Annotated in this window: 21 protein-coding genes and 1 tRNA gene; 21 read left to right on the top strand and 1 reads right to left on the bottom strand. The window is 47.8% G+C overall.

The annotated features are described in order from the left end of the window. Positions 1-55: 55 nt before the first annotated feature. The 21 genes from pnp (at position 56) to EJN92_RS01610 (ending at position 20,643) form a co-directional block, all read left to right on the top strand. Complete coding sequence (gene pnp / locus EJN92_RS01710) at positions 56-2,188, top strand: polyribonucleotide nucleotidyltransferase (RefSeq protein WP_126126252.1); 2,133 nt, start codon at positions 56-58, stop codon at positions 2,186-2,188. A 124-nt stretch (positions 2,189-2,312) separates the two neighbouring features. Beyond that, entirely contained in the window at positions 2,313-3,290 is a 978-nt protein-coding gene (locus EJN92_RS01705) for an NAD(P)H-quinone oxidoreductase (protein WP_126126251.1), read from the top strand. 264 nt (positions 3,291-3,554) lie between these two features. Then, entirely contained in the window at positions 3,555-4,301 is a 747-nt protein-coding gene (tpiA, locus tag EJN92_RS01700; RefSeq protein WP_126126250.1) for a triose-phosphate isomerase, read from the top strand. A 58-nt stretch (positions 4,302-4,359) separates the two neighbouring features. Further along, positions 4,360-4,725, top strand: a complete 366-nt coding sequence (secG, locus tag EJN92_RS01695; RefSeq protein WP_126126249.1) for a preprotein translocase subunit SecG — start codon at positions 4,360-4,362, stop codon at positions 4,723-4,725. A 115-nt stretch (positions 4,726-4,840) separates the two neighbouring features. Further along, a tRNA-Leu gene (locus tag EJN92_RS01690) sits at positions 4,841-4,925 on the top strand. Positions 4,926-5,051: 126 nt separating this feature from the next. Further along, a complete protein-coding gene (ndhC, locus tag EJN92_RS01685) occupies positions 5,052-5,411 on the top strand; it encodes an NADH-quinone oxidoreductase subunit A (RefSeq protein WP_126126248.1) in 360 nt (119 codons plus the stop codon). Between the two features lie 6 nt (positions 5,412-5,417). Then, positions 5,418-5,894 (top strand): NuoB/complex I 20 kDa subunit family protein, encoded by a 477-nt coding sequence (locus tag EJN92_RS01680; protein ID WP_126126247.1) that lies wholly within the window; start codon positions 5,418-5,420, stop codon positions 5,892-5,894. A 59-nt stretch (positions 5,895-5,953) separates the two neighbouring features. After that, a complete protein-coding gene (locus EJN92_RS01675) occupies positions 5,954-6,553 on the top strand; it encodes an NADH-quinone oxidoreductase subunit C (protein WP_126126246.1) in 600 nt (199 codons plus the stop codon). 9 nt (positions 6,554-6,562) lie between these two features. Further along, positions 6,563-7,816 (top strand): NADH-quinone oxidoreductase subunit D, encoded by a 1,254-nt coding sequence (locus EJN92_RS01670; protein WP_126126245.1) that lies wholly within the window; start codon positions 6,563-6,565, stop codon positions 7,814-7,816. Positions 7,817-7,865: 49 nt separating this feature from the next. Continuing rightward, positions 7,866-8,354 carry an NADH-quinone oxidoreductase subunit NuoE gene (gene nuoE / locus EJN92_RS01665; RefSeq protein WP_126126244.1) on the top strand — a complete coding sequence of 163 codons (489 nt, stop codon included), beginning with the start codon at positions 7,866-7,868 and terminating at the stop codon, positions 8,352-8,354. After that, positions 8,354-9,649 (top strand): NADH-quinone oxidoreductase subunit NuoF, encoded by a 1,296-nt coding sequence (gene nuoF / locus EJN92_RS01660; RefSeq protein WP_126126243.1) that lies wholly within the window; start codon positions 8,354-8,356, stop codon positions 9,647-9,649. Before nuoE ends, nuoF begins: the two co-directional genes overlap by 1 nt. Before the next feature lie 43 nt (positions 9,650-9,692). Then, positions 9,693-12,020, top strand: a complete 2,328-nt coding sequence (gene nuoG, locus EJN92_RS01655; RefSeq protein ID WP_126126242.1) for an NADH-quinone oxidoreductase subunit NuoG — start codon at positions 9,693-9,695, stop codon at positions 12,018-12,020. Next, positions 12,017-13,087 carry an NADH-quinone oxidoreductase subunit NuoH gene (gene nuoH, locus EJN92_RS01650; RefSeq protein WP_126126241.1) on the top strand — a complete coding sequence of 357 codons (1,071 nt, stop codon included), beginning with the start codon at positions 12,017-12,019 and terminating at the stop codon, positions 13,085-13,087. Before nuoG ends, nuoH begins: the two co-directional genes overlap by 4 nt. Positions 13,088-13,097: 10 nt before the next feature. Then, positions 13,098-13,586, top strand: coding sequence for an NADH-quinone oxidoreductase subunit NuoI (nuoI, locus tag EJN92_RS01645; protein WP_126126240.1), 489 nt, complete (start codon positions 13,098-13,100; stop codon positions 13,584-13,586). Positions 13,587-13,604: 18 nt separating this feature from the next. Further along, the gene (locus EJN92_RS01640) at positions 13,605-14,231 is read left to right on the top strand and encodes an NADH-quinone oxidoreductase subunit J (protein ID WP_126126239.1); all 627 of its coding nucleotides are present in this window, start codon (positions 13,605-13,607) and stop codon (positions 14,229-14,231) included. Between the two features lies 1 nt (position 14,232). Then, positions 14,233-14,541 carry an NADH-quinone oxidoreductase subunit NuoK gene (gene nuoK, locus EJN92_RS01635; protein ID WP_126126238.1) on the top strand — a complete coding sequence of 103 codons (309 nt, stop codon included), beginning with the start codon at positions 14,233-14,235 and terminating at the stop codon, positions 14,539-14,541. A gap of 89 nt (positions 14,542-14,630) precedes the next feature. Next, positions 14,631-16,685 carry an NADH-quinone oxidoreductase subunit L gene (gene nuoL / locus EJN92_RS01630; protein WP_126126237.1) on the top strand — a complete coding sequence of 685 codons (2,055 nt, stop codon included), beginning with the start codon at positions 14,631-14,633 and terminating at the stop codon, positions 16,683-16,685. A gap of 20 nt (positions 16,686-16,705) precedes the next feature. After that, the gene (locus tag EJN92_RS01625; protein WP_126126236.1) at positions 16,706-18,199 is read left to right on the top strand and encodes an NADH-quinone oxidoreductase subunit M; all 1,494 of its coding nucleotides are present in this window, start codon (positions 16,706-16,708) and stop codon (positions 18,197-18,199) included. A gap of 71 nt (positions 18,200-18,270) precedes the next feature. Further along, positions 18,271-19,743, top strand: a complete 1,473-nt coding sequence (gene nuoN / locus EJN92_RS01620) for an NADH-quinone oxidoreductase subunit NuoN (protein WP_194074981.1) — start codon at positions 18,271-18,273, stop codon at positions 19,741-19,743. A 23-nt stretch (positions 19,744-19,766) separates the two neighbouring features. Continuing rightward, positions 19,767-20,066 (top strand): DUF2818 family protein, encoded by a 300-nt coding sequence (locus EJN92_RS01615; protein ID WP_126126235.1) that lies wholly within the window; start codon positions 19,767-19,769, stop codon positions 20,064-20,066. Positions 20,067-20,073: 7 nt separating this feature from the next. Then, positions 20,074-20,643, top strand: coding sequence for an NUDIX domain-containing protein (locus tag EJN92_RS01610; protein WP_126126234.1), 570 nt, complete (start codon positions 20,074-20,076; stop codon positions 20,641-20,643). Positions 20,644-20,740: 97 nt separating this feature from the next. Here the strand turns inward: EJN92_RS01610 and EJN92_RS01605 are convergent, their stop codons facing one another. Then, positions 20,741-22,363, bottom strand: a complete 1,623-nt coding sequence (locus EJN92_RS01605) for an electron transfer flavoprotein-ubiquinone oxidoreductase (RefSeq protein WP_126129705.1) — start codon at positions 22,361-22,363, stop codon at positions 20,741-20,743. Positions 22,364-22,598 lie beyond the last annotated feature (235 nt).

Below are 22,598 nucleotides of genomic sequence, written 5' to 3'. Positions count from 1 at the left end.
GGTGAGGTGAACGACAGCGCCTGAAAATCTGTTGGAAAATTCGAAAGGATATATTGTGTTTAATAAAGTTACGAAAACCTTCCAGTACGGTCAACATCAAGTGACCCTGGAAACCGGCGAGATCGCTCGTCAAGCTTCTGGTGCAGTCTTAGTCTCCATCGAAGATACCGTTGTTTTGGCAACTGTTGTTGCTAAAAAAGACGCTAAACCTGGTCAAGATTTTTTCCCTTTGACAGTTGATTACATGGAAAAAACCTATGCGGCTGGCCGTATTCCTGGTGGTTTCTTCAAGCGTGAAGGCCGTCCATCTGAAAAAGAAACGCTGACATCGCGTTTGATCGATCGTCCTATCCGTCCTTTGTTCCCTGAAGGTTACTTGAATGAAGTTCAGGTAATTATCCATGTGTTGTCGGTTAATCCTGAGATTGATCCGGACATCGCTGCCATGATCGGCGCTTCTGCTGCGATCTGCATTTCTGGTATTCCTTTCAATGGTCCTATCGGCGCGGCACGCGTTGGTTACATTGATGGTGCTTACGTCTTGAACCCAACTGCGAGTCAGTTGAAGTTGTCCGAGATGGATCTTGTGGTTGCTGGTACTGAACAAGCAGTGATGATGGTTGAGTCAGAAGCCAAAGTATTGTCTGAAGAAATCATGCTGGGCGCGGTTGTCTACGGTCACGAGCAAATGAAGGCCGTGATCGATGCGATTCACGATCTGGTTGCTGAAGGCGGTAAGCCTGAAGTGCAATGGGCGCCTGCGCCTAAGAATGAAGTTTTGATCGCGCAAGTAACTGCCGTGGCTGAGCCACTGTTGCGCGCTGCTTATCAGATCAAAGAAAAGCAAGCGCGTACTGAGCAATTGAAATCGGCTAGTGCAGTTATTTCTGCTACTTTGGCTGAGCAAGCTGCAGCTGCTGGTGTCGATGCGCCAAATTCTGCGGATGTTAGCAATGTCATGTTTGATCTGGAAGCGAAGATCGTTCGTTCCCAGATCTTGGATGGCGAGCCGCGCATCGATGGTCGTGATACCCGCACTGTGCGTCCTATTTCTATCCGTACTGGCGTCTTGCCACGTACCCATGGTACTGCCTTGTTCACACGTGGCGAAACTCAGGCTTTAGTGATTGCAACTCTGGGTACTGCCCGTGACGAGCAAAAAATTGATGCTTTGATGGGTGAGTTCACTGATCGCTTCATGCTGCATTACAACATGCCTCCGTTTGCTACTGGCGAAACTGGCCGTGTTGGTACGCCTAAGCGTCGTGAAATTGGTCACGGTCGTTTGGCTAAGCGCGCTCTGTTGGCTGCTATGCCAGCACCGGAAGATTTCAGCTATTCGGTACGTCTGGTATCGGAAATTACTGAGTCTAACGGTTCTTCCTCAATGGCGTCGGTATGTGGTGGTTGCTTAGCCTTGATGGATGCCGGTGTGCCTATGAAAGCGCACGTTGCGGGTATCGCAATGGGCTTGATCAAAGACGGCAATAAATTTGCAGTCTTGACTGACATCTTGGGCGATGAAGATCACCTCGGTGACATGGACTTTAAAGTTGCCGGTACTGCTGCTGGTATCACCGCTTTGCAAATGGATATTAAAATCCAGGGTATCACTAAAGAAATCATGCAAGTCGCTCTGGCGCAAGCTAAAGAAGGCCGCGTGCATATTCTCGGTGAAATGCAAAAAGCTGTGCCAGTCGGCAATGTTGAATTGTCTGATTTCGCACCACGCCTGATCACAGTCAAGATCAACCCAGAAAAAATCCGTGATGTTATCGGTAAGGGTGGCGCGGTGATTCGTGCTCTGACTGAAGAGACTGGTACTCAGATCGATATCAGCGATGAAGGTATCGTGACGATCGCTTCGGTGGATGCAGCGGCTGGCCAGGAAGCCAAGCGTCGCATTCAAGAATTGACAGCTGAAGTTGAAGTCGGCAAGGTCTACGAAGGTACCGTTCTGAAGTTGTTGGATTTCGGCGCTATCGTGCAAATCATGCCAGGTAAAGATGGTTTGTTGCACATCAGCCAGATCGCCAATGAACGCGTGAATGCAGTTGCTGACTACCTCAAAGAAGGTCAGCAAGTTAAAGTGAAGGTTCTGGAAACAGATGATCGCGGTCGCTTCAAATTGTCGATGAAAGCCGCCGCTGCTGAAGTCGAAGCTCAAGCGCAAGAAGCACAGCAGTAATACGATGGCGATGGGTGCATAGTCATTCATCGCCAGGTTTTGCTAAGTCGTGTATAAAAGCCGTACGCATGTCAATGCGCGCGGCTTTTTTATTGAGAGTCATATCTTTACGAGGGGAACTCTGATGCGAGCAATTGAAATTACTGCCTATGGCAAACCTGAAGTCTTGCAGTTATGCGAACGCCCTGTGCCGCAGCCGCGTGCTGGGGAGGTGCTGATTAAAGTGCAGGCGGCTGGTATCAATCGACCCGATGTGTTTCAGCGTATGGGGCATTATCCGGTGCCTGCTGGCGCTTCCGATTTGCCGGGTCTGGAAGTGGCGGGCGAGATTGTTGCTGGTGATGTGGCTGGCAGTGATTTTAAGTTGGGTGATCAGGTCTGCGCGCTGGTGCAGGGTGGTGGCTACGCCGAATATTGCGTCGCGCCGGTATTGCAGTGTTTGCCGATTCCGGCTGGATTGACTGCGCTGGAGGCGGCCTCTTTGCCAGAAAATTATTTTACCGTCTGGAGCAATCTGTTTGACCTGTCCAGATTGTCGGGCGCCGAGAGCTTGTTAGTGCAGGGCGGCACTTCAGGGATAGGGGTAGCGGCAATACAAATCGCGGCTGTGCTTGGTCATAGGGTGTTTGCCACAGCTGGCACGGATGAGAAATGCCGTATTACCGAGAGCTTGGGGGCAGAGCGTGGGATTAATTACCGCAACGAGGACTTTGCTGAGGTCGTTAAATCCCTGACTGCTGGGGTTGGGGTGGATGTAATCCTGGATATGGTGGCGGGCGACTACTTGCCGCGTGAAATCAATTGTCTGGCCGATGATGGGCGTCTGGCGATTATTGCGCTGCTGGGTGGGGCCCGTGCCGAGCTGGATATGGGGCAAGTGTTGCGGCGGCGTTTAACTATTACTGGTTCCACTTTAAGGCCGCGTTCTATTGCTTTTAAGGCTGCAATTGCGCGCCAATTGCTGGTGCGGGTCTGGCCCTTGCTGGAGGCTAAGTCGATTAAGCCGGTGATTTACCAGGTTTTTGCCTTGGAGCAGGCGGCGCAGGCGCATCGTCTGATGGAGAGTAGCCAGCATGTCGGTAAAATAATGTTGCAAATTTGATTTGCGATAGATTTGCGCTGATTTTTCTAGAAGTTTTATATACTCCCTACTTTTTATTGTAAATCATAGTGTTTTCCCGCGTCTTTATTGCGTGATTGAAAAATACCTAGGGGGAGTATATTGGCTTCCTGCACGTTCTGCGGAGTTTTACTGGCGCTGTTTGGCCTGTTGTGACGATGGAAATGTTTTGAAACTGGTCTGCTCAATTTGACCCCTGCGCCGCGCTCACGATACAATAGAGGGTTAATAAAATTTTAGAATGCTATGCGCCGTACACTAATAGCTGGTAATTGGAAAATGAATGGCAGCCTCGCTGCCAATAGTGCCTTGCTCGCTGAGCTTAAGGCTGGTATGGCGGGGCAGTCTTGTGATGTATTGGTGTGTGCTCCTGCTGTGTATTTGGCGCAGTGCGCCGAGTCGCTGGCGGGTAGTGGCATCAGTTGGGGTGCGCAGGATGTGTCTATGCATGCCGCAGGTGCTTACACCGGTGAAATTTCAGCGACTATGCTCAATGATTTTGCTTGTAAGTATGTGATTCTCGGTCACTCTGAGCGCCGTGCCTATCATCATGAGTCGAATGAGTTGGTGGCACAAAAAACCTTGCGTGCCTTGGCTGCAGGTATTTTGCCTATCGTTTGCGTCGGTGAAACTTTGGAGCAGCGTGAGTTGGGTCAGACCGAGGCTGTCGTGAGCGCGCAATTGCAGGCGGTGCTTAATGTGTTGGATGATGCGGCCTTGGCTAAAATCGTCGTCGCCTACGAGCCTGTGTGGGCAATTGGCACCGGTAAAACCGCGACGCCACAAATGGCGCAGGATGTGCATGCGGTATTGCGTGCTCAGTTGGCGGTGCGCTCGGACGAGGTGGCTCAGAAAGTTCAGATTTTGTATGGCGGAAGTATGAAGCCAGAGAATGCGCGCGAGTTGCTGGCGATGGTGGATATTGATGGTGGTCTAATTGGTGGTGCTGCGCTGAAGTCTGTTGACTTTCTTGCGATCATTAATGCCGTGTAAAGAATGTTTTGGTAGTTGTTGTTTTTAATGTGGTAATTAATTTAACTGGGTGTTTTGAATGCAAAATTTTTATACTTTGGTCGTGGTTGTGCAGGTTCTGTCAGCGTTGACTATCATTGGTTTGGTCTTGCTGCAACACGGCAAGGGCGCGGATATGGGAGCCTCTTTTGGCTCTGGCGCTTCGGGCAGTCTGTTTGGTGCGACCGGTTCTTCGAACTTTCTTTCTAAGTCTACAGGTATCGCCGCTGCGATTTTCTTTGGTGCGACCCTGGCTTTGACTTTTATTGGTGGTCATCGCACTAGTTCTGTCGGTGTTATGGATAATTTGTCTTCGGTAAAAACTGCGCCTGCCGCCGCTTCTGCTGCTGCAGTAACTGCAGTTCCAGCGAGTGCAGCGGGGCAATCGAATCAAATTCCTAAATAATTAGAAATTTTAAAAAATATTTTAAATTTTTTTAGTGTTGCGCTGTAAAAATGATTGAATTTCCGCAATTGTGCGTTGAACAATTGGGCTGAAGAGAGTAGAATGCAGCGCTTGTGCCGACGTGGTGAAATTGGTAGACACGCTATCTTGAGGGGGTAGTGGCGAAAGCTGTACGAGTTCGAGTCTCGTCGTCGGCACCAATAGTTTTTCTTAAGTTTTTCTCTTGAGTTCGATCAAGGAATTCTTCCTAAGTGATGCTGCTCTGAAATTTGCGGTTATCATAATGCGAATTATTCAATCTGACATTTAAATACGGGGAACCTATCGTGAATCTCGAAAATTATTTCCCTGTTCTTCTCTTTATTTTGGTCGGCATTGCGGTAGGTGTGGTTCCGCAAGTTTTGGGTCGCGTTCTAGCACCTTTTAAACCCGACAGTCAAAAAACATCTCCCTATGAATGTGGCTTTGAGGCGTTTGAAGATGCGCGCATGAAATTTGACGTGCGTTACTATCTTGTCGCTATTTTGTTCATATTGTTCGATTTGGAGACGGCATTCTTCTTTCCGTGGGCTGTGGCAATGCGTGACCTTGGTTTTATGGGGTATTTGGTCATGCTCGGTTTTATTGTTGAGTTTGCGGTGGGCTTTTGGTATATCTGGAAAAAGGGCGCCCTGGATTGGGAGTGATAGATTATGGCAATTGAAGGCGTACTCAACGAAGGCTTCGTCACTACGACGGCCGATAAGCTGATTAACTGGACGCGCACTGGGTCTATGTGGCCGATGAGCTTTGGTCTGGCTTGTTGTGCGGTAGAGATGATGCACGCGGGTTGTTCACGTTATGACTTGGATCGCTTTGGTGTGGTGTTTCGCCCTTCGCCGCGACAGTCTGACGTGATGATCGTTGCTGGTACTTTGTGTAATAAAATGGCGCCAGCCTTACGCAAGGTGTACGATCAGATGGCGGAGCCGCGTTGGGTCATTTCCATGGGTTCGTGCGCCAATGGTGGTGGTTACTATCATTATTCTTATTCCGTAGTGCGTGGTTGTGATCGCATTGTCCCGGTTGATATTTATGTGCCGGGTTGTCCGCCGACCGCTGAAGCTTTGATCTACGGGGTTATTCAGTTGCAAAATAAAATTAAGCGTACGAATACGATCGCGCGCTGATGTTGCGAATTTCTGTGAAATTTTGTGCTTCAGTGGCTTAATTAAAGGCAGTTCATACTATGACTACAAAATTTGAAAATCTTGAAGCGGCAGTAAAAAATGTCTTGGGCGCTAGACTGCTCCAGTCGTTTAGCGCTTTTGGTGAGTTGACCGTGGTTCTGGCTCCTGCTGATTATTTACAGGCGATGATAGATTTGCGCGATGACGCAAGCACTGCCTTTGAACAGTTACTTGACTTGTGTGGCGTGGATTATTCTACTTACGCTGACGGTGCTTGGGATGGTGCGCGTTTTGCTGCTGTTTCGCATTTGCTGTCTCTGAGGAATAACTGGCGCCTACGAGTAAGGGTGTTTGCGGCTGATGATGACATGCCCTTGCTGCCTTCATTGGTTGAGGTCTGGAGTTCTGCTGATTGGTACGAGCGCGAAGCCTTTGATTTGTTTGGTATCTTGTTTGACGGACATAATGACTTGCGTCGTATTTTGACTGATTATGGCTTTATCGGTCATCCCTTCCGTAAAGATTTCCCTGTCTCTGGTTATGTTGAGATGCGTTATGACGCGGATCAAAAAAGAGTTATCTATCAGCCGGTGACGATAGAGCCGCGTGAGAATACTCCGCGTGTGATTCGTGAAGAGCATTACGGTATGAAGGGTTAAGGAAAATTAATGGCTGAAATTAAAAATTACACCTTAAACTTTGGTCCGCAGCATCCTGCTGCCCATGGTGTATTGCGTCTGGTGTTGGAGCTCGATGGTGAGGTGATACAGCGCGCTGATCCGCATATCGGCTTATTGCATCGTGCCACCGAAAAACTCGCAGAACAAAAAACATATTTGCAGTCTGTTCCGTATATGGACAGGCTTGATTACGTTTCCATGATGAGTAATGAGCATGCCTACGTGATGGCAATCGAGAAGATGTTGGGTCTCGAAGTGCCTTTGCGTGCGCAGTACATACGCGTCATGTTCGACGAGATCACCCGTATCTTGAATCATTTGCTGTGGATAGGTGCCCACTCACTTGACGTCGGCGCGATGGCGGTGATGTTGTACGCTTTTCGTGAGCGTGAAGATTTGATGGATTGTTATGAGGCGGTTTCTGGTGCTCGTATGCATGCGGCCTATTACCGTCCGGGTGGCGTGTATCGCGATCTGCCAAATGAAATGCCTAAGCATAAGGCTTCGCTGTTGAAAAACGACAAGGCGATGCGTTTGCTGAATGAAAATCGCCAAGGTTCCTTGCTCGATTTCATTGAGGATTTCACTAACCGTTTCCCGACCTATGTCGATGAATACGAGACCTTGTTGACGGATAATCGTATTTGGAAGCAGCGACTGGTTGGTATCGGTGTGGTCTCGCCTGAGCGAGCCAAGGCCATGGGCTTTACCGGTGCGATGTTGCGCGGTTCTGGTGTTGAGTGGGATTTGCGTAAGAAGCAGCCTTACGAAGTGTATGACTTGCTGGACTTTGATATCCCTGTTGGTGTCAATGGTGATAGTTATGATCGCTACTTGGTGCGCGTAGAAGAAATGCGTCAGTCGAATCGGATTATTAAGCAATGCGTAGAGTGGCTGCGTAATAATGCCGGTCCGGTGATCAGTAATAATCTTAAAGTAGCGCCACCAGCACGTGTGAATATGAAGTCGAATATGGAAGAATTGATCCATCACTTCAAATTGTTTTCAGAAGGTTTTCATGTGCCAGCAGGTGAGGCGTATGCGGCAGTTGAGCATCCAAAAGGCGAGTTTGGTATCTACATGGTATCGGATGGCGCCAATAAGCCTTACCGTTTGAAAATTCGTGCTCCAGGATTTGCGCATCTGCAAGGTTTAAATGAAATGGCTAGTGGGCACATGATTGCGGATGCAGTAACCATCATTGGTACGCAAGATATTGTGTTTGGCGAAATTGATCGATGATAGAAATGATCACATGCAAATCGCGTGTTGATATTTGAGGCAAAAAGCGATGGTCTTATCAGAGCAAGCATTTAAAAAAATTGATCGTGAATTGGCGAAATTTCCGGCCGATCAAAGACAGTCGGCCGTGATGGCTGCGCTAGCAATTGCGCAAGACGAAACTAGTTGGTTGTCACCTGAAGTGATGCAGGTGGTTGCGGATTACATCGGTATGCCAGCAGTGGCGGTGCAGGAAGTTGCTACGTTTTACAATATGTACAACACCAAGCCGGTTGGGAAATATAAAATTTCCGTATGCACTAATTTGCCTTGCGCCTTGTCTGGCGGTGAGCGTGCCGCGCATCATTTAAGAACTAAATTAGGTCTCGCATACAAAGAAACGAGCGCCGATGGTTTGTTTACCTTGGTTGAAGGTGAATGTATGGGCGCTTGCGGTGATGCGCCTGTAATGTTGGTAAATAATAAGCGTATGTGCAGTTTGATGTCGCATGACAAAATCGATGCTTTGGTCACTGAATTGAAAGAGGCGGGTAAATAATGACGAGTCTGCACAATCGCCATATCAAGCCGCTGATTTTGGCTGGACTTGATGGCAAAAATTGGCATTTGCAAGATTATGTCGCACGCGGTGGCTATCAGTCACTCAAGCGCATACTTGACGAGAAAATCACGCCTGAGCAAGTGATTGCTGAGTTGAAGGCTTCCTCTTTACGCGGACGCGGCGGTGCAGGTTTTCCTACGGGCTTGAAGTGGAGTTTTATGCCGCGTCAATTTCCTGGTCAAAAATATTTGGTCTGCAATACGGATGAAGGCGAACCAGGTACTTTTAAAGATAGAGATATCATTCGTTATAACCCGCATGCCCTGATCGAGGGTATGGCCATCGGTGCTTACGCGATGGGAATCACCGTCGGCTACAACTATATACACGGTGAAATTTTTGCTGACTACGATAGATTCGAAGAAGCGATTGAGGAAGCGCGTGCTGCCGGTATGTTGGGCGACAAAATTCATGGTTCAGAATTCTCGTTCCAGTTGCATGCCTTCCACGGTTATGGCGCCTATATCTGCGGTGAGGAAACTGCATTGTTGGAGTCCTTAGAAGGTAAAAAAGGACAGCCGCGCTTTAAGCCTCCTTTTCCTGCCAGTTTCGGCATGTATGGTAAGCCGACGACGATTAATAACACCGAAACTTTTGCGGCCGTGCCGTTTGTACTGGCTATGGGGGGTGAGAAATATGCCGCCCTGGGTAAGCCAAACAACGGAGGTACTAAAATTTTCTCTATGTCGGGCGACGTCGCCAAGCCGGGTAATTATGAAGTTCCTATGGGGACGCCGTTTGCCACCTTGTTGGAATTGGCTGGCGGTATGCGCGACGGTAAAAAGCTGAAGGCGGTTATTCCTGGCGGCTCCTCTATGCCAGTGTTGACGGCTGACGTGATGATGGCAACCGACATGGATTATGATTCCATCGCCAAAGCCGGGTCTATGCTCGGTTCTGGTGCCGTGATTGTGATGGATGAGACCCGTTGCATGGTCAAGTCTTTACTGCGTTTGTCTTACTTCTATTTTGAAGAATCTTGCGGTCAATGTACACCATGCCGTGAAGGTACCGGTTGGTTGTATCGCATGGTGCATCGCATAGAGCACGGTCAAGGACGTCCTGATGATTTGGATATGCTGAACTCTATCGCCGACAACATTCAGGGGCGCACTATTTGCGCACTTGGTGATGCTGCTGCGATGCCGGTTCGCGCCTTTATCAAGAACTTCCGAGAAGAGTTTGAATATCACATCGAGCATAAGCATTGCTTGGTTCCTACTTACATGTAAGCCAGCTTGAATTTTTATTCGCTTAGCGCACCCAGAGTAAACCATGGTTGAAATCGAAATAGACGGCAAAAAAGTTGAAGTGCCCGCGGGCAGCATGGTAATGGATGCTGCCAATAAACTTGGCACTTACATTCCTCATTTTTGTTATCACAAAAAATTATCTATTGCGGCAAATTGCCGTATGTGTCTGGTCGAGGTTGAAAAAGCACCTAAGCCATTGCCAGCCTGCGCCACGCCTGTGACGCAAGGTATGATCGTTCGCTCCAATAGCGATAAGGCGATCACTGCTCAAAAAGGCGTGATGGAGTTCTTGCTGATCAATCATCCTTTAGATTGCCCTGTTTGCGATCAAGGCGGCGAGTGTCAGTTGCAAGATCTTGCCGTTGGTTATGGCGGCACGAGCTCACGCTATCAAGAAGAAAAACGCGTGGTTTTTCATAAGAACGTTGGTCCTTTGATTTCCATGGAAGAAATGACGCGCTGCATACATTGCACACGTTGTGTTCGTTTCGGACAGGAAATCGCTGGCGTGATGGAATTAGGCATGCTTGGTCGCGGTGAGCACGCGGAAATTACTTCCTTTGTTGGTAAAACCGTTGATTCCGAGTTGTCGGGCAATATGATAGATCTGTGCCCAGTTGGCGCATTGACCTCTAAGCCTTTCCGTTTTTCTGCACGTACCTGGGAATTGTCTCGCCGCAAATCGATTAGCGCGCACGATGGACTGGGTTCTAATCTGACGGTGCAGGTAAAAAACAATAAGGTGATGCGTGTCGTCCCTCTGGAAAATGAAGCGATCAATGAGTGCTGGATTTCGGACAAGGATAGGTTCTCCTACGAAGGCCTGAATAGCTCTGAGCGTTTGACCAAGCCTATGATTAAGCAGGGCGGTCAATGGCAAGAAACTGATTGGCAAACAGCGCTTGAATACGTGGCGCACGGTTTGCGTAATATTAAGCATGAGCATGGCGCGGATGCTATCGCCACTGTGGCGACAGCAAATTCAACATTGGAAGAGCTTTTTTTGTCGCAAAAAATTACGCGTGGCTTAGGTTCTGAAAATATAGATTTCCGTTTGCGTCAAGCCGATTTTTCTATCAGCGCTGAGATTAAGCCTTGGTTGGGGATGTCGATTAATGATTTCGGACATCTGAAAAACGTGTTTGTGATCGGGTCTTTCCTGCGCAAGGATCATCCTTTGTTGGCGGCACGTTTGCGTCAGGCTGTCAAAATGGGTGCAAAGCTGAGTATTTTGCATGCCACTGATGACGATCTATTGATACCAGTTGCGAATAAAGCGATCTTAGCGCCATCTGCATGGTTAGCTTTCTTGGCTGAAATCGCGGTTGCAATTGCCAACAAAAAAGAAATCGCAAAACCAGTAGGATTTGAGTCTATACAGGTTTCATCCGCAGCTGAAGCAATTGCGCAAAGCTTGCTGGCTGGTGCGGAAGCCGCTGCTAGTGGCGTATTTATCGGTAACGCCGCGGCACAATACAGCGACGCTGCAAAAATTCACGCTCTAGCCCAATGGATTGCACAGAATTCCGGCGCAGGATTTGGTTATCTGACTGAAGCGGCGAATACGGTCGGCGCTTATTTGGTAAATGCTAAGCCAGTTGCCAATGTGGGCTCACTCTTTAGTACTCCGAAAAAAGCCTATGTCTTGCTTAACACCGAGCCTGAGTTCGATAGCGCAAATCCTCATCAGGCAAAACTGGCTCTGAATCAGGCTGAGATGGTGATCGTCTTGTCTGCATTTAAGCACGCATCTGATTATGCTGATGTCTTATTGCCGGTGTCGCCATTTACTGAGACTTCGGGGACTTTCATCAATTGTGAAGGCCGCGCACAGAGTTTTCATGGTGTCGTGAAGCCTTTAGGTGACACTCGTCCGGCATGGAAAGTGTTGCGGGTTTTAGGTAATTTGCTTGGCTTGGATGGCTTCGAATTCGAAACTTCAGAAGCGATACGCGATGAGGTGTTGGGTAAGGATGTGAAGGATCTTTCAGCTAAGTTGAATAATTTCTCTTCGATTGCACCATCACTGTCGAATACACCAGTCGGGCTGGAACGTGTTTCTGATGTGCCTATTTACAGCACAGATGCGATTGTTAGAAGGTCTGAGTCTTTGCAGAGAACCACTGACGCGAAGACTGGCAATGTATGGCTAAGCAGTGTTGAATTTGCTAAATTGGGAATAACAGCCGGCGATTTCGTGAAGCTAGTGCAAGGCGATGCGGTCGCCATATTGCCAGCTGCGCTAGATAAGGCCTTGCCAGACAATGTGCTTAGGCTTGCTGCGGGAGTTGTTGCGACCCAAGCTTTGGGCGGAATGTTTGGTGCTATTAGCGTGGAGCGTGCAGTATGAACTTTTTGCCCACTATCCAATCCTTCGGTCTCAATCTTTTCGGAGGCTTGTGGCCCTTAGTCTGGACCTTAACTAAAATTATCTGCATCACCTTGCCAGTGATGGGCTGTGTTGCCTATCTGACTTTGTGGGAACGCAAGATGATAGGTTGGATGCATATACGCTTAGGGCCCAATCGGGTTGGTCCGGCCGGCTTGTTGCAGCCTATCGCGGATGCCTTAAAACTGCTGTTAAAAGAAATCATCATTCCAGCCAAGGCGAACAAGGTTTTGTTCGTGTTAGCACCGATTATGACTATCATGCCGGCATTGGCAGCTTGGGCAGTCATACCATTTGGTCCAGAAACAGTTTTGGCCAACGTCAATGCTGGTTTGTTGTTGATTATGGCGATCACTTCTATGGAAGTGTATGGCGTGATCATCGCTGGTTGGGCTTCCAATTCTAAATATGCGTTTTTGGGAGCGATGCGCGCCTCAGCTCAGATGGTGTCCTACGAAATCGCTATGGGCTTCGTTTTGGTGATTGTGTTGATGGTCTCGGGTAGTCTGAATATGATAGACATCGTCAATGCGCAGACGCATGGACGTTTCGCTGATATGGGTCTCAACTTCCTGTCTTGGAATTGGTTACCGTTGTTGCCTATGTTTGTGGTGTATATCATTTCCGGTATTGCCGAAACTAACCGTCACCCATTTGACGTAGTGGAAGGTGAATCTGAGATTGTTGCAGGACACATGGTTGAGTATTCGGGTATGTCGTTCGCCATGTTCTTCTTGGCTGAATACGCCAATATGATTTTAATTTCTGCTATGGCTTCCCTGATGTTCCTGGGCGGTTGGGCGGCACCATTAGACTCTATCGTGTTTAATTGGGTACCGGGTTGGATCTGGTTGGGAATGAAAACATTTGTGGTCGTGTCTATGTTTATTTGGGCGCGCGCTTCTTTTCCTCGCTATCGTTACGATCAGATCATGCGCCTAGGCTGGAAAGTATTTATTCCGCTCACTTTGGTGTATCTGGTCATTGTTGCGACTTGGATGCAAACCTCCTGGAATATTTGGAAGTAAAAGGCTAAAAATGGAAGCAATTAAGGATTTTTTCAGCAGCCTGATGCTGCGTGAATTGATTAAAGGTTTTGCCTTGACCGGGCGTTATATGTTCGCTCGTAAAATCACGGTGCAATTCCCAGAGGAAAAAACACCGCAGTCACCGCGCTTTCGTGGACTGCATGCCTTGCGTCGTTACCCGAATGGGGAAGAGCGTTGTATCGCTTGTAAATTGTGCGAAGCCGTCTGTCCGGCGATGGCGATTACGATAGAGTCAGAGCAGCGCGATGACGGTAGTCGTCGCACCACGCGTTATGACATCGATTTGACTAAGTGCATCTTCTGCGGTTTTTGTGAAGAGTCTTGCCCAGTTGATTCTATCGTCGAGACTCACGTGCTTGAGTATCACGGTGAGAAACGTGGCGATCTGTATTTCACCAAAGAGATGTTGCTCGCTGTTGGTGACCGCTATGAACCCGAGATTGCTGCAGCGCGCGCCGCTGACGCAGCCTACCGTTAAATTGGATCTGGCCTGGCTATGGAATTTATAACCGCTCTATTTTATGTGTTCTCAGCAATTTTGATATTGTCTGCGACCTTAGTTATTACCGCACGCAGTCCCGTTCATTCGGCATTGTTTTTGGTGTTGTCGTTTTTTACAGCCGCCTGCCTATGGCTATTGCTGAAAGCCGAATTTCTCGCAATCGTCTTGGTCTTGGTGTATGTCGGTGCAGTAATGGTCTTGTTCTTGTTCGTCGTCATGATGCTTGATATTGATATGCCAAAATTGCGCGAAGGTTTCTGGAGTCACTTTCCTGCCGCTGCTGGTGTCGGCGTAGTGATAGTGCTGGAAATGTCGGCTGTATTGTGGCGCGGCTTTTTGCGTCCAGACAATCATATTCCGGCAGCCTCTGAGCATATCGGCGACACAAAAAATTTAGGTATCGCGATTTTCACTCAGTACACTTTAGCTTTTGAAATTGCTGCGGCCATCTTGCTACTTGCCATTGTGGCTGCGGTCGCCTTGACTTTACGCCGCAGAAAAGATTCAAAGTACTTTAGCCCAGCGAAAGCCTTGAAGGTTAAGCGTAGTGATCGTATCCGTATTGTGAGCATGAAGGCTGAATCTGATCGCCTCAACGTTGTAGAAAAGACGGAGGCATAAAATGACTTTAACGCTGACACATTTTTTGATTTTGGGAGCGATTTTATTCGCCATTTCCATAATCGGAATTTTTCTAAATCGTAAGAACATCATCGTTTTATTGATGGCGATAGAATTAATGCTTTTGGCCGTCAATATGAATTTCATCGCATTTTCGTATTACTTGGGCGATGTGGCTGGACAGATTTTTGTTTTTTTCATCTTGACTGTCGCCGCGGCTGAGTCTGCTATTGGTTTGGCGATATTGGTGGTGCTGTTTCGCAATCTTGATACGATCAATGTTGAAGATTTGGATGCACTCAAAGGGTAATCGATGTGCTGAATTTCGCTCATCTTGACGCGAAAAAATCATCATAGTCTAGCAATTTAAAAAAAGTAATAAGATAACAAAGGGTCATCATGGCGGGGCAACTTAACCCACATTTACTACTGGCTGTACCTCTGGCACCTCTGGCAGGATCGGCTATTGCTGGTTTGCTTGGTACTAAGTTTTTCGGTAATTTAGTTGGTCGTACTGTGTCGCACAGTGCCACCATACTTGGCGTGCTGGTCGCCTTTATCATCTCGTGTTTTACTCTATCGGCAGTGATGGATGGGGCTAGCTATAATGCCACTTTGTATCAGTGGATGAATGTCGGTGGATTGAAGTTGGAAGTCGGCTTTTTAGTCGATAGCCTGACTGCGATGATGATGTGCGTGGTGACTTTTGTTTCGCTGATGGTGCATATCTACACAATAGGGTATATGAAAGAAGACGAAGGTTATAACCGCTTCTTCGCTTATATCTCGCTTTTCACCTTCGCCATGTTGATGCTGGTGATGAGCAATAATTTCTTACAGTTGTTCTTTGGTTGGGAAGCGGTTGGCTTGGTTTCTTATTTGCTGATAGGATTTTGGTATACCAAACCTACGGCAATTTACGCCAACATGAAAGCATTCTTGGTAAACCGTGTCGGCGATTTTGGATTTATTCTAGGAATAGGTTTGTTGGTCGCTTACGCCGGATCCATGAACTACACCGAGGTTTTTGCAAAGAAAGAACAATTGCTAGCCCTCACTTTGCCTGGTACTGACTGGATGTTGATTACGGTCGCTTGTATCTGCTTGTTTATCGGCGCAATGGGTAAATCAGCACAATTTCCTTTGCACGTCTGGTTGCCGGACTCTATGGAAGGTCCTACACCGATCTCTGCATTGATACATGCGGCAACGATGGTAACTGCGGGTATTTTCATGGTGGCGCGTATGTCACCCTTGTTTGAGTTGTCCGATACTGCTTTATCCTTTATTTTGATCATCGGCTCTATCACTGCCTTGTTCATGGGATTTCTGGGTATTATCCAGAACGATATCAAACGTGTCGTTGCTTACTCTACTTTGTCGCAGTTAGGTTATATGACAGTAGCACTTGGCGCGTCTGCGTATTCGGTTGCGGTATTCCATTTGATGACACACGCTTTCTTCAAGGCGCTGCTGTTTCTGGCGGCCGGCTCAGTGATAATTGGCATGCATCATGACCAAGATATACGTAATATGGGTGGGCTGCGTAAATACATGCCTATCACTTGGATCACTTCCTTGCTGGGCTCATTAGCGCTCATAGGTACCCCATTTTTCTCGGGTTTTTACTCTAAGGACAGCATCATTGAAGCGGTACAGGCAAGCCATCTAGCGGGCGCTGGATTTGCCCAGTTCGCTGTGTTAGCGGGTGTCTTTGTGACGGCTTTTTATTCTTTCCGTATGTATTTCCTTGTATTTCATGGCGAAGAACGCTTCGGTAAGGCACACGATCACGGTCATCATGATCACGATGCCCATGATGATCACGATGCACATGATGAGCATCATGGATTAGCTCCGGGTCAGAAACCACACGAATCGCCGATGGTAGTTTGGCTGCCATTGGTATTGCTGGCGATTCCATCAGTCATCGTCGGATTCATGACGATAGAACCTATGTTGTTCGGTGAGTTTTTCAAAGGCGTGATCGTCGTAGATGAAGCGCATCAGGCGATGGAAGAATTGAAGCATGAATTTCATGGACCTATCGCAATGGCGGTGCATGCATTAACGAGCCTGCCTTTCTGGTTGGCGCTAAGTGGTGTTGTGACTTCCTATATTTTTTACATGGTCAAACCAGCGATACCGGCAGCGATCAAGAAAAATATGACACCTATCTACAATTTGTTGGACAACAAATATTATCTGGATAGATTCAATGAGATCGTTTTTGCCGGCGGAGCCCGACTCTTGGGTGATGGCTTTTGGAAATTTGGCGATAAAGGTCTGATCGATGGCTTGGTCGTGAATGGTAGTGCTAAATTAGTTGGCTGGCTGTCATCTGGGGTGAGGTTGTTCCAGACGGGCTACATCTATCACTATGCTTTCGTAATGATAATAGGCGTATTGGGATCCCTGACGTATTTCGTCTTGCCTTTACTGTTCGCAAAATAAGTGTCCATAAAAAATAAATCATGATGCAGTCAAACTCTTACTTATTAAGCCTGGCGATTTGGTGTCCTATCGCCTTCGGATTCTTTATCCTGGCCTTTGGTCGCGACACCAACGCTGGTATGGTGCGTGGCGTTTCCCTGATCGCCGCTATTGCGAGTTTTCTCGTCACGCTGCCGCTGGTGAGTCGCTTTGATAATCTTGCACACGGCATGCAATTTGTCGAAAAAAGTGCCTGGATAGAGCGCATCAATGCTTTCTATGCATTGGGAATCGACGGCGTTTCGCTTTGGCTGGTGCCTTTGACTGCCTTCATCACTGTGATCGTGGTGATCGCCGCCTGGGAAGTGATAGAGAAGCAGGTTGCTCAATATATGGGCGCGTTTCTGATTTTGTCTGGCCTGATGATAGGTGTATTTTGCACTACTGATGGCCTGTTGTTCTATGTGTTTTTTGAAGCGACCTTGATACCTATGTATATCATCGTCGGTGTTTGGGGTGGCCCGAACCGTGTGTATGCAGCGTTTAAGTTCTTTTTATACACTTTGATGGGGTCCTTGCTGACGTTAGTAGCTATCATTTACCTCTACTTGAAAGCAGGTAATTCCTTTGATATCTTGGCGTGGCATGGTTTGGCGCTGCCGTTTCAAACACAAATATTTTTATTCGTTGCGTTCTTGATGGCGTTTGCGGTCAAGGTGCCTATGTGGCCAGTACATACCTGGTTGCCGGATGCCCACGTAGAAGCACCAACCGGTGGTTCTGTAGTGTTGGCGGCGATTATGTTGAAACTCGGTGCTTATGGCTTCCTACGTTTTTCTTTACCAATCTTGCCGGACGCCAGCCATTACTTGTCTAGCTTCATGATCACGCTATCCCTGATAGCCGTTATTTACATCGGTCTGGTCGCCTTGGTTCAGACCGATATGAAAAAACTGGTGGCATATTCCTCGATTGCGCATATGGGTTTTGTGACCCTGGGATTTTTCATGTTTAATGACATGTCAGTGCAGGGCGCGCTCGTACAAATGATTTCGCATGGCTTTATTTCCGGTGCGATGTTCTTGTGTATTGGTGTCTTGTATGACCGTGTTCATTCCCGCAATATCGTCGACTACGGTGGGGTGGTGAACACCATGCCGAAATTTGCAGCTTTGTTCGTTCTTTTTTCCATGGCTAACTGCGGTTTGCCAGCAACCTCCGGTTTTGTTGGTGAATTTATGGTGATCTTGGGTGCCGTAAAATACAATTTCTGGATAGGTATGTTAGCCGCCACAGCCTTGATTTTCGGTGCTGCATATTCCTTATGGATGGTAAAACGCGTGGTATTTGGTGCGATTACGCATGAGCATGTTGCACAGTTAACTGATTTGAATAAACGCGAATTTTTTATGCTGGGAATTTTGGCGATTGCAGTCATCGCTATGGGACTGTATCCAGCGCCATTTACTGATGCGATGCAAGTATCAGTGAGCGATCTTTTAAAGCATGTCGCAGTGTCAAAAATTGCGCCCTGATTGATCTATTGAGTTGCTGAGCTGCGCTCATTGCGCGTAAGTGCAGATAAATGTTAGTACAAATAAATAATATGAACCTGATACCTCTTTATCCTGAAATCTTTCTGCTGCTGGCCATTTGCGTTATTCTTTTGGTCGACATGTTTCTTGCGGATGATAAACGCAATATCACCTACGTACTCAGTTTATTGAGCCTGACGGTGTGCGGCGCATTGACCATGCTTAACTCTGACGGCGGCACCGTGTATATCAGTAGCAATATGTTTGTCTCTGATCCTATGTCGAATCTATTGAAATTGTTTTCCTATATCGCAGTCGGTGTGACTTTGATTTACGGTAGGCAGTATGTGGCGGATAGAGGTATGACTAGCGGTATGTTGGGTGGCGAATTTTACGTGCTGGCCTTGTTCTCATTATTAGGTCAGATGATCATGATTTCAGGAAATAATCTGCTGATTATTTATCTGGGTTTGGAGTTGATGTCCTTGTCGCTGTACGCCTTGGTTGCACTGCGTCGTGAGCATACGCTGTCGACCGAAGCTGCCATGAAATACTTCATCTTGGGGGCCTTGGCTTCAGGATTTTTACTGTACGGTATTTCCATGCTGTATGGCGCAACCGGTACCCTTGATTTGAGCGCGATTGCCAAGGCAGCGGCATCACCTACCGCGAACAAAACCATCTTGGTATTCGGTATCGTCTTTGTGGTTTCTGGCCTGGCCTTTAAACTGGGCACCGTGCCTTTCCATATGTGGGTTCCGGACGTGTATCAAGGCTCACCAACGGCAGTCACTTTGTTGCTGGGTGGGGCGCCAAAACTTGCGGCGTTTGCGATATGTTTCCGTATTTTGGTAGAAGGTTTATTCCCTCGGGCAGTTGATTGGCAACAGATGCTGATGGTCTTGGCGGTGCTGTCTATGGCAATAGGAAATATCACTGCTATAGCGCAAACCAACTTGAAACGTATGTTGGCATATTCTACGATTTCTCAGATGGGTTTCATGTTATTGGGCCTGTTGTCAGGCGTATCCAATGGCAACATCAATTTGGCCGCAGATGCGTATAGTGCATCTATGTTTTATAGCATTACTTATGTCCTGACTACCCTGGGTAGTTTTGGCGTGATCATGTTGTTAGCGCGCTCTGGCTTTGAGGCCGAGAATCTGTCCGACCTGAAGGGCTTGAATAAACGTAGCCCTTGGTTTGCCTTCGTGATGTTGTTGCTGATGTTCTCTTTGGCAGGTATTCCACCATTGATGGGCTTTTATGCAAAATTGTCGGTGCTGCAGGCGGTGTTGGCATCCGGGCAAATCTGGTTGGCTGTGCTGGCTGTGCTGTTCTCCTTGATCGGGGCCTTCTACTATTTGCGCGTAGTTAAATTAATGTATTTTGATGAGCCTGCTGACCAAGGCGTCATCGTCGCTGATACCGACATGCGCATAGTCTTAAGCGTGAATGGTCTGGCGGTGTTGGCGCTGGGTTTAATGCCAGACTCTTTGATGACTGCATGTTCCGCTGCCATCGTCAAAACATTGGCCTCCTAAGTCATTAGCAAGAGGACTTAGTTTTGAATCTTACTTCTGCTAGTTGGTTGTTGATTTTGCTGTCCTTGCTGGCAGCGAACCTGCCCTTTTTTAATGAGCGCTGCTTTGGCATGCTCGCCTTGCGCGCCTTTCCTGTGAAACCATTCTGGTTTCGTTTGCTAGAGCTGATTAGCCTGTATTTTATTTTGGGTGGATTCGCCTTTATGCTCGAAACGGCGACTGGCAATCGCTTCATCCAGACTTGGGAGTTTTATGCGGTCACCGCCTGTCTATTTCTGGTGATCGCTTTTCCTGGCTTCGTGTATCGCTATCTAAAAAAATAAGTTCGCCATGTTAGATTTTGATCCCGCTAGTAATCCGCATCTGGCGGAAGTTCAAACAGATAGTAGGCGCGCTTATCAAGGTAGTTTTCTTCAAATAGAAAAAGACACCGTACGCCTGCCGGACGGCCAACAAGTTAGTCGCGAGTACATCAAGCATCCAGGTGCCGTGGTGATCTTGCCCTTATTTGAAGATGGCTCAGTCTTGCTGGAGCGCCAATTTCGCTATCCACTAAATCGGGTTTTTCTCGAATTCCCAGCTGGAAAAATTGACGCTGGCGAAGACCCCTTGCTCTGTGCAAAAAGAGAATTGCGTGAAGAAACTGGCTACATCGCTACCGATTGGCGCTATCTGTGCACCATACACAATGCGATCGCTTATTCGGACGAGCATCTGGATATTTTTCTGGCACAGGGTTTGACGGCTGGCGAAGCACAGTTGGACCAAGGGGAGTTTTTGGAAACCTTTAAAGCGCCCTTATCGCAAGTGCTTGAGTGGGTGAAGTTGGGGAAAATTACTGATGTGAAGACCATAATAGGCTGCTTCTGGCTAGAGAAAATTCTTAAAGAGCGTTGGTAGCTGAAGTAATAAAATTTTACTCATTTTTAAGTTCCAAGAAATAAAAAGCCGCTAAATTCATAGCGGCTTTTTTATTCCAGCAGATATCTCTAACAGATTACATGCTTGGATAATTCGGCCCACCACCACCTTCAGGCGTCACCCAGATAATATTTTGGCTAGGATCTTTGATATCGCAAGTTTTGCAATGCACGCAATTTTGCGAGTTGATCTGCAAGCGGTCTGCGCCTTCATCGGTTTTTACAAACTCATACACGCCAGCCGGGCAGTAGCGTGCTTCTGGTCCGGCATAGGTTGCTAGGTTAATAGCAACAGGAACGCTGGCGTCTTTCAAGGTCAGATGAGCAGGCTGATCTTCGGCGTGATTGGTGTTGGATATGAATACCGATGACAGACGATCAAAAGTCAATTTGCCGTCAGGTTTCGGATAGACGATAGGGCTAAAATCAGCAGCAGGGCGCAGACACTCGTGATCGGCCTTGGAGTGATGCAAAGTCCATGGTGCTTTGCCGCGTAAGATCATTTGATCTATCCAGACCAGTGGCGAGCCGTAGGTGCCTTTTTTCAGCAAAGGCTTTACGTTGCGCGCCGTGTACAGCTCTTCGTGTAGCCAAGACTGCTCAAAGGCTGTCGCGTAGGCGCTCAGTTCATCATGTTGGCGTTGTGCACCCAGGGCCTCAAACGCGGCTGTAGCGGCCAGCATACCGGTCTTGATGGCGGCATGGCTACCCTTGATGCGGCTCATGTTGAGGAAGCCAGCATCGCAGCCTATCAAGGCGCCGCCCGGGAACACTAATTTTGGTAATGATTGCAAACCACCGGCGGTAATCGCACGGGCACCATAGGAAATACGCTTCGCGCCTTCAAAGAAGCCGCGAATTGCCGGATGCGTTTTGAAACGTTGAAATTCTTCAAACGGAGAAATATATGGGTTCTCATACGCCAGTCCAACCACGTAGCCGACTGCGACCTGATTGTTTTCCAGGTGATATAAGAACGAGCCACTATATTGATCCATCATAGGCCAGCCTGTGGTGTGCACCACTAAGCCCGCTTTATGTTGTTTAGGATCGATTTCCCACAGCTCTTTGATACCTAAGCCGTAGGATTGTGGATCTTTACCCTTATTTAAGTCATATTTGGCCATGACTTGCTTGCCGAGATGGCCGCGTGCTCCTTCGGCAAACAAGGTGTACTTGGCGTGCAATTCCATACCTAGCTGGAAGGCGGGTGAGGCGGCACCGTGTTTGTCTACGCCCATATTGCCAGTCGCGACACCTTTGACTGAGCCGTCGTCGTTATACAAAATCTCAGCAGCGGCAAAACCTGGGAAAACTTCCACACCCAAAGTTTCGGCTTGCTGTCCTAACCAGCGCGTGACATTGGCCAGTGACACGATGTAGTTGCCATGATTTTCAAAACAGCTAGGCAGCATCCAATTAGGGGTTTTATAGGCTTTCTTCTCGGTCAGGACCAAGACACGATCTTCCGTCACTTCGGTGTTGAGTGGCGCGCCCATTTCTTTCCAGTTAGGGAAAAGCTCGCTCAATGCCTTAGGATCCATGACCGCGCCAGATAAAATATGTGCGCCAGGTTCCCCGCCTTTTTCCAGTACGCAGACTGAGACTTCGCGTCCAGTCTCTGCGGCTAACTGTTTTAATTTGATCGCAGCTGATAAGCCAGCAGGGCCGCCGCCTACGATAACGACGTCATATTCCATTGCATCGCGAGGACCGAATTGTTCAACTAGACTTTGTGTCATGGCTTTTATCGCTTTAAAAAATTTTACGAACGAACGTGCTTATTTGTTGTCAGCATGTTATATGCTGTGAAGTGATTCTGCAAGCAGTGCCGAAACTAGCGGTAAGCTGAGTTGGCAAGCGAAAACTAGAGAATTATCGCAGAGCGATGCATAAGATGCAGTAATTTCATGCTTGGCAGCCCGATTTATCCGT

Source organism: Undibacterium parvum (assembly GCF_003955735.1).
GTDB classification, from domain to species: Bacteria; Pseudomonadota; Gammaproteobacteria; order Burkholderiales; family Burkholderiaceae_D; genus Undibacterium; species Undibacterium parvum.
Note: the sequence above shows the minus strand (reverse complement) of the source record. Positions and strands in the feature narration are given on the sequence as shown.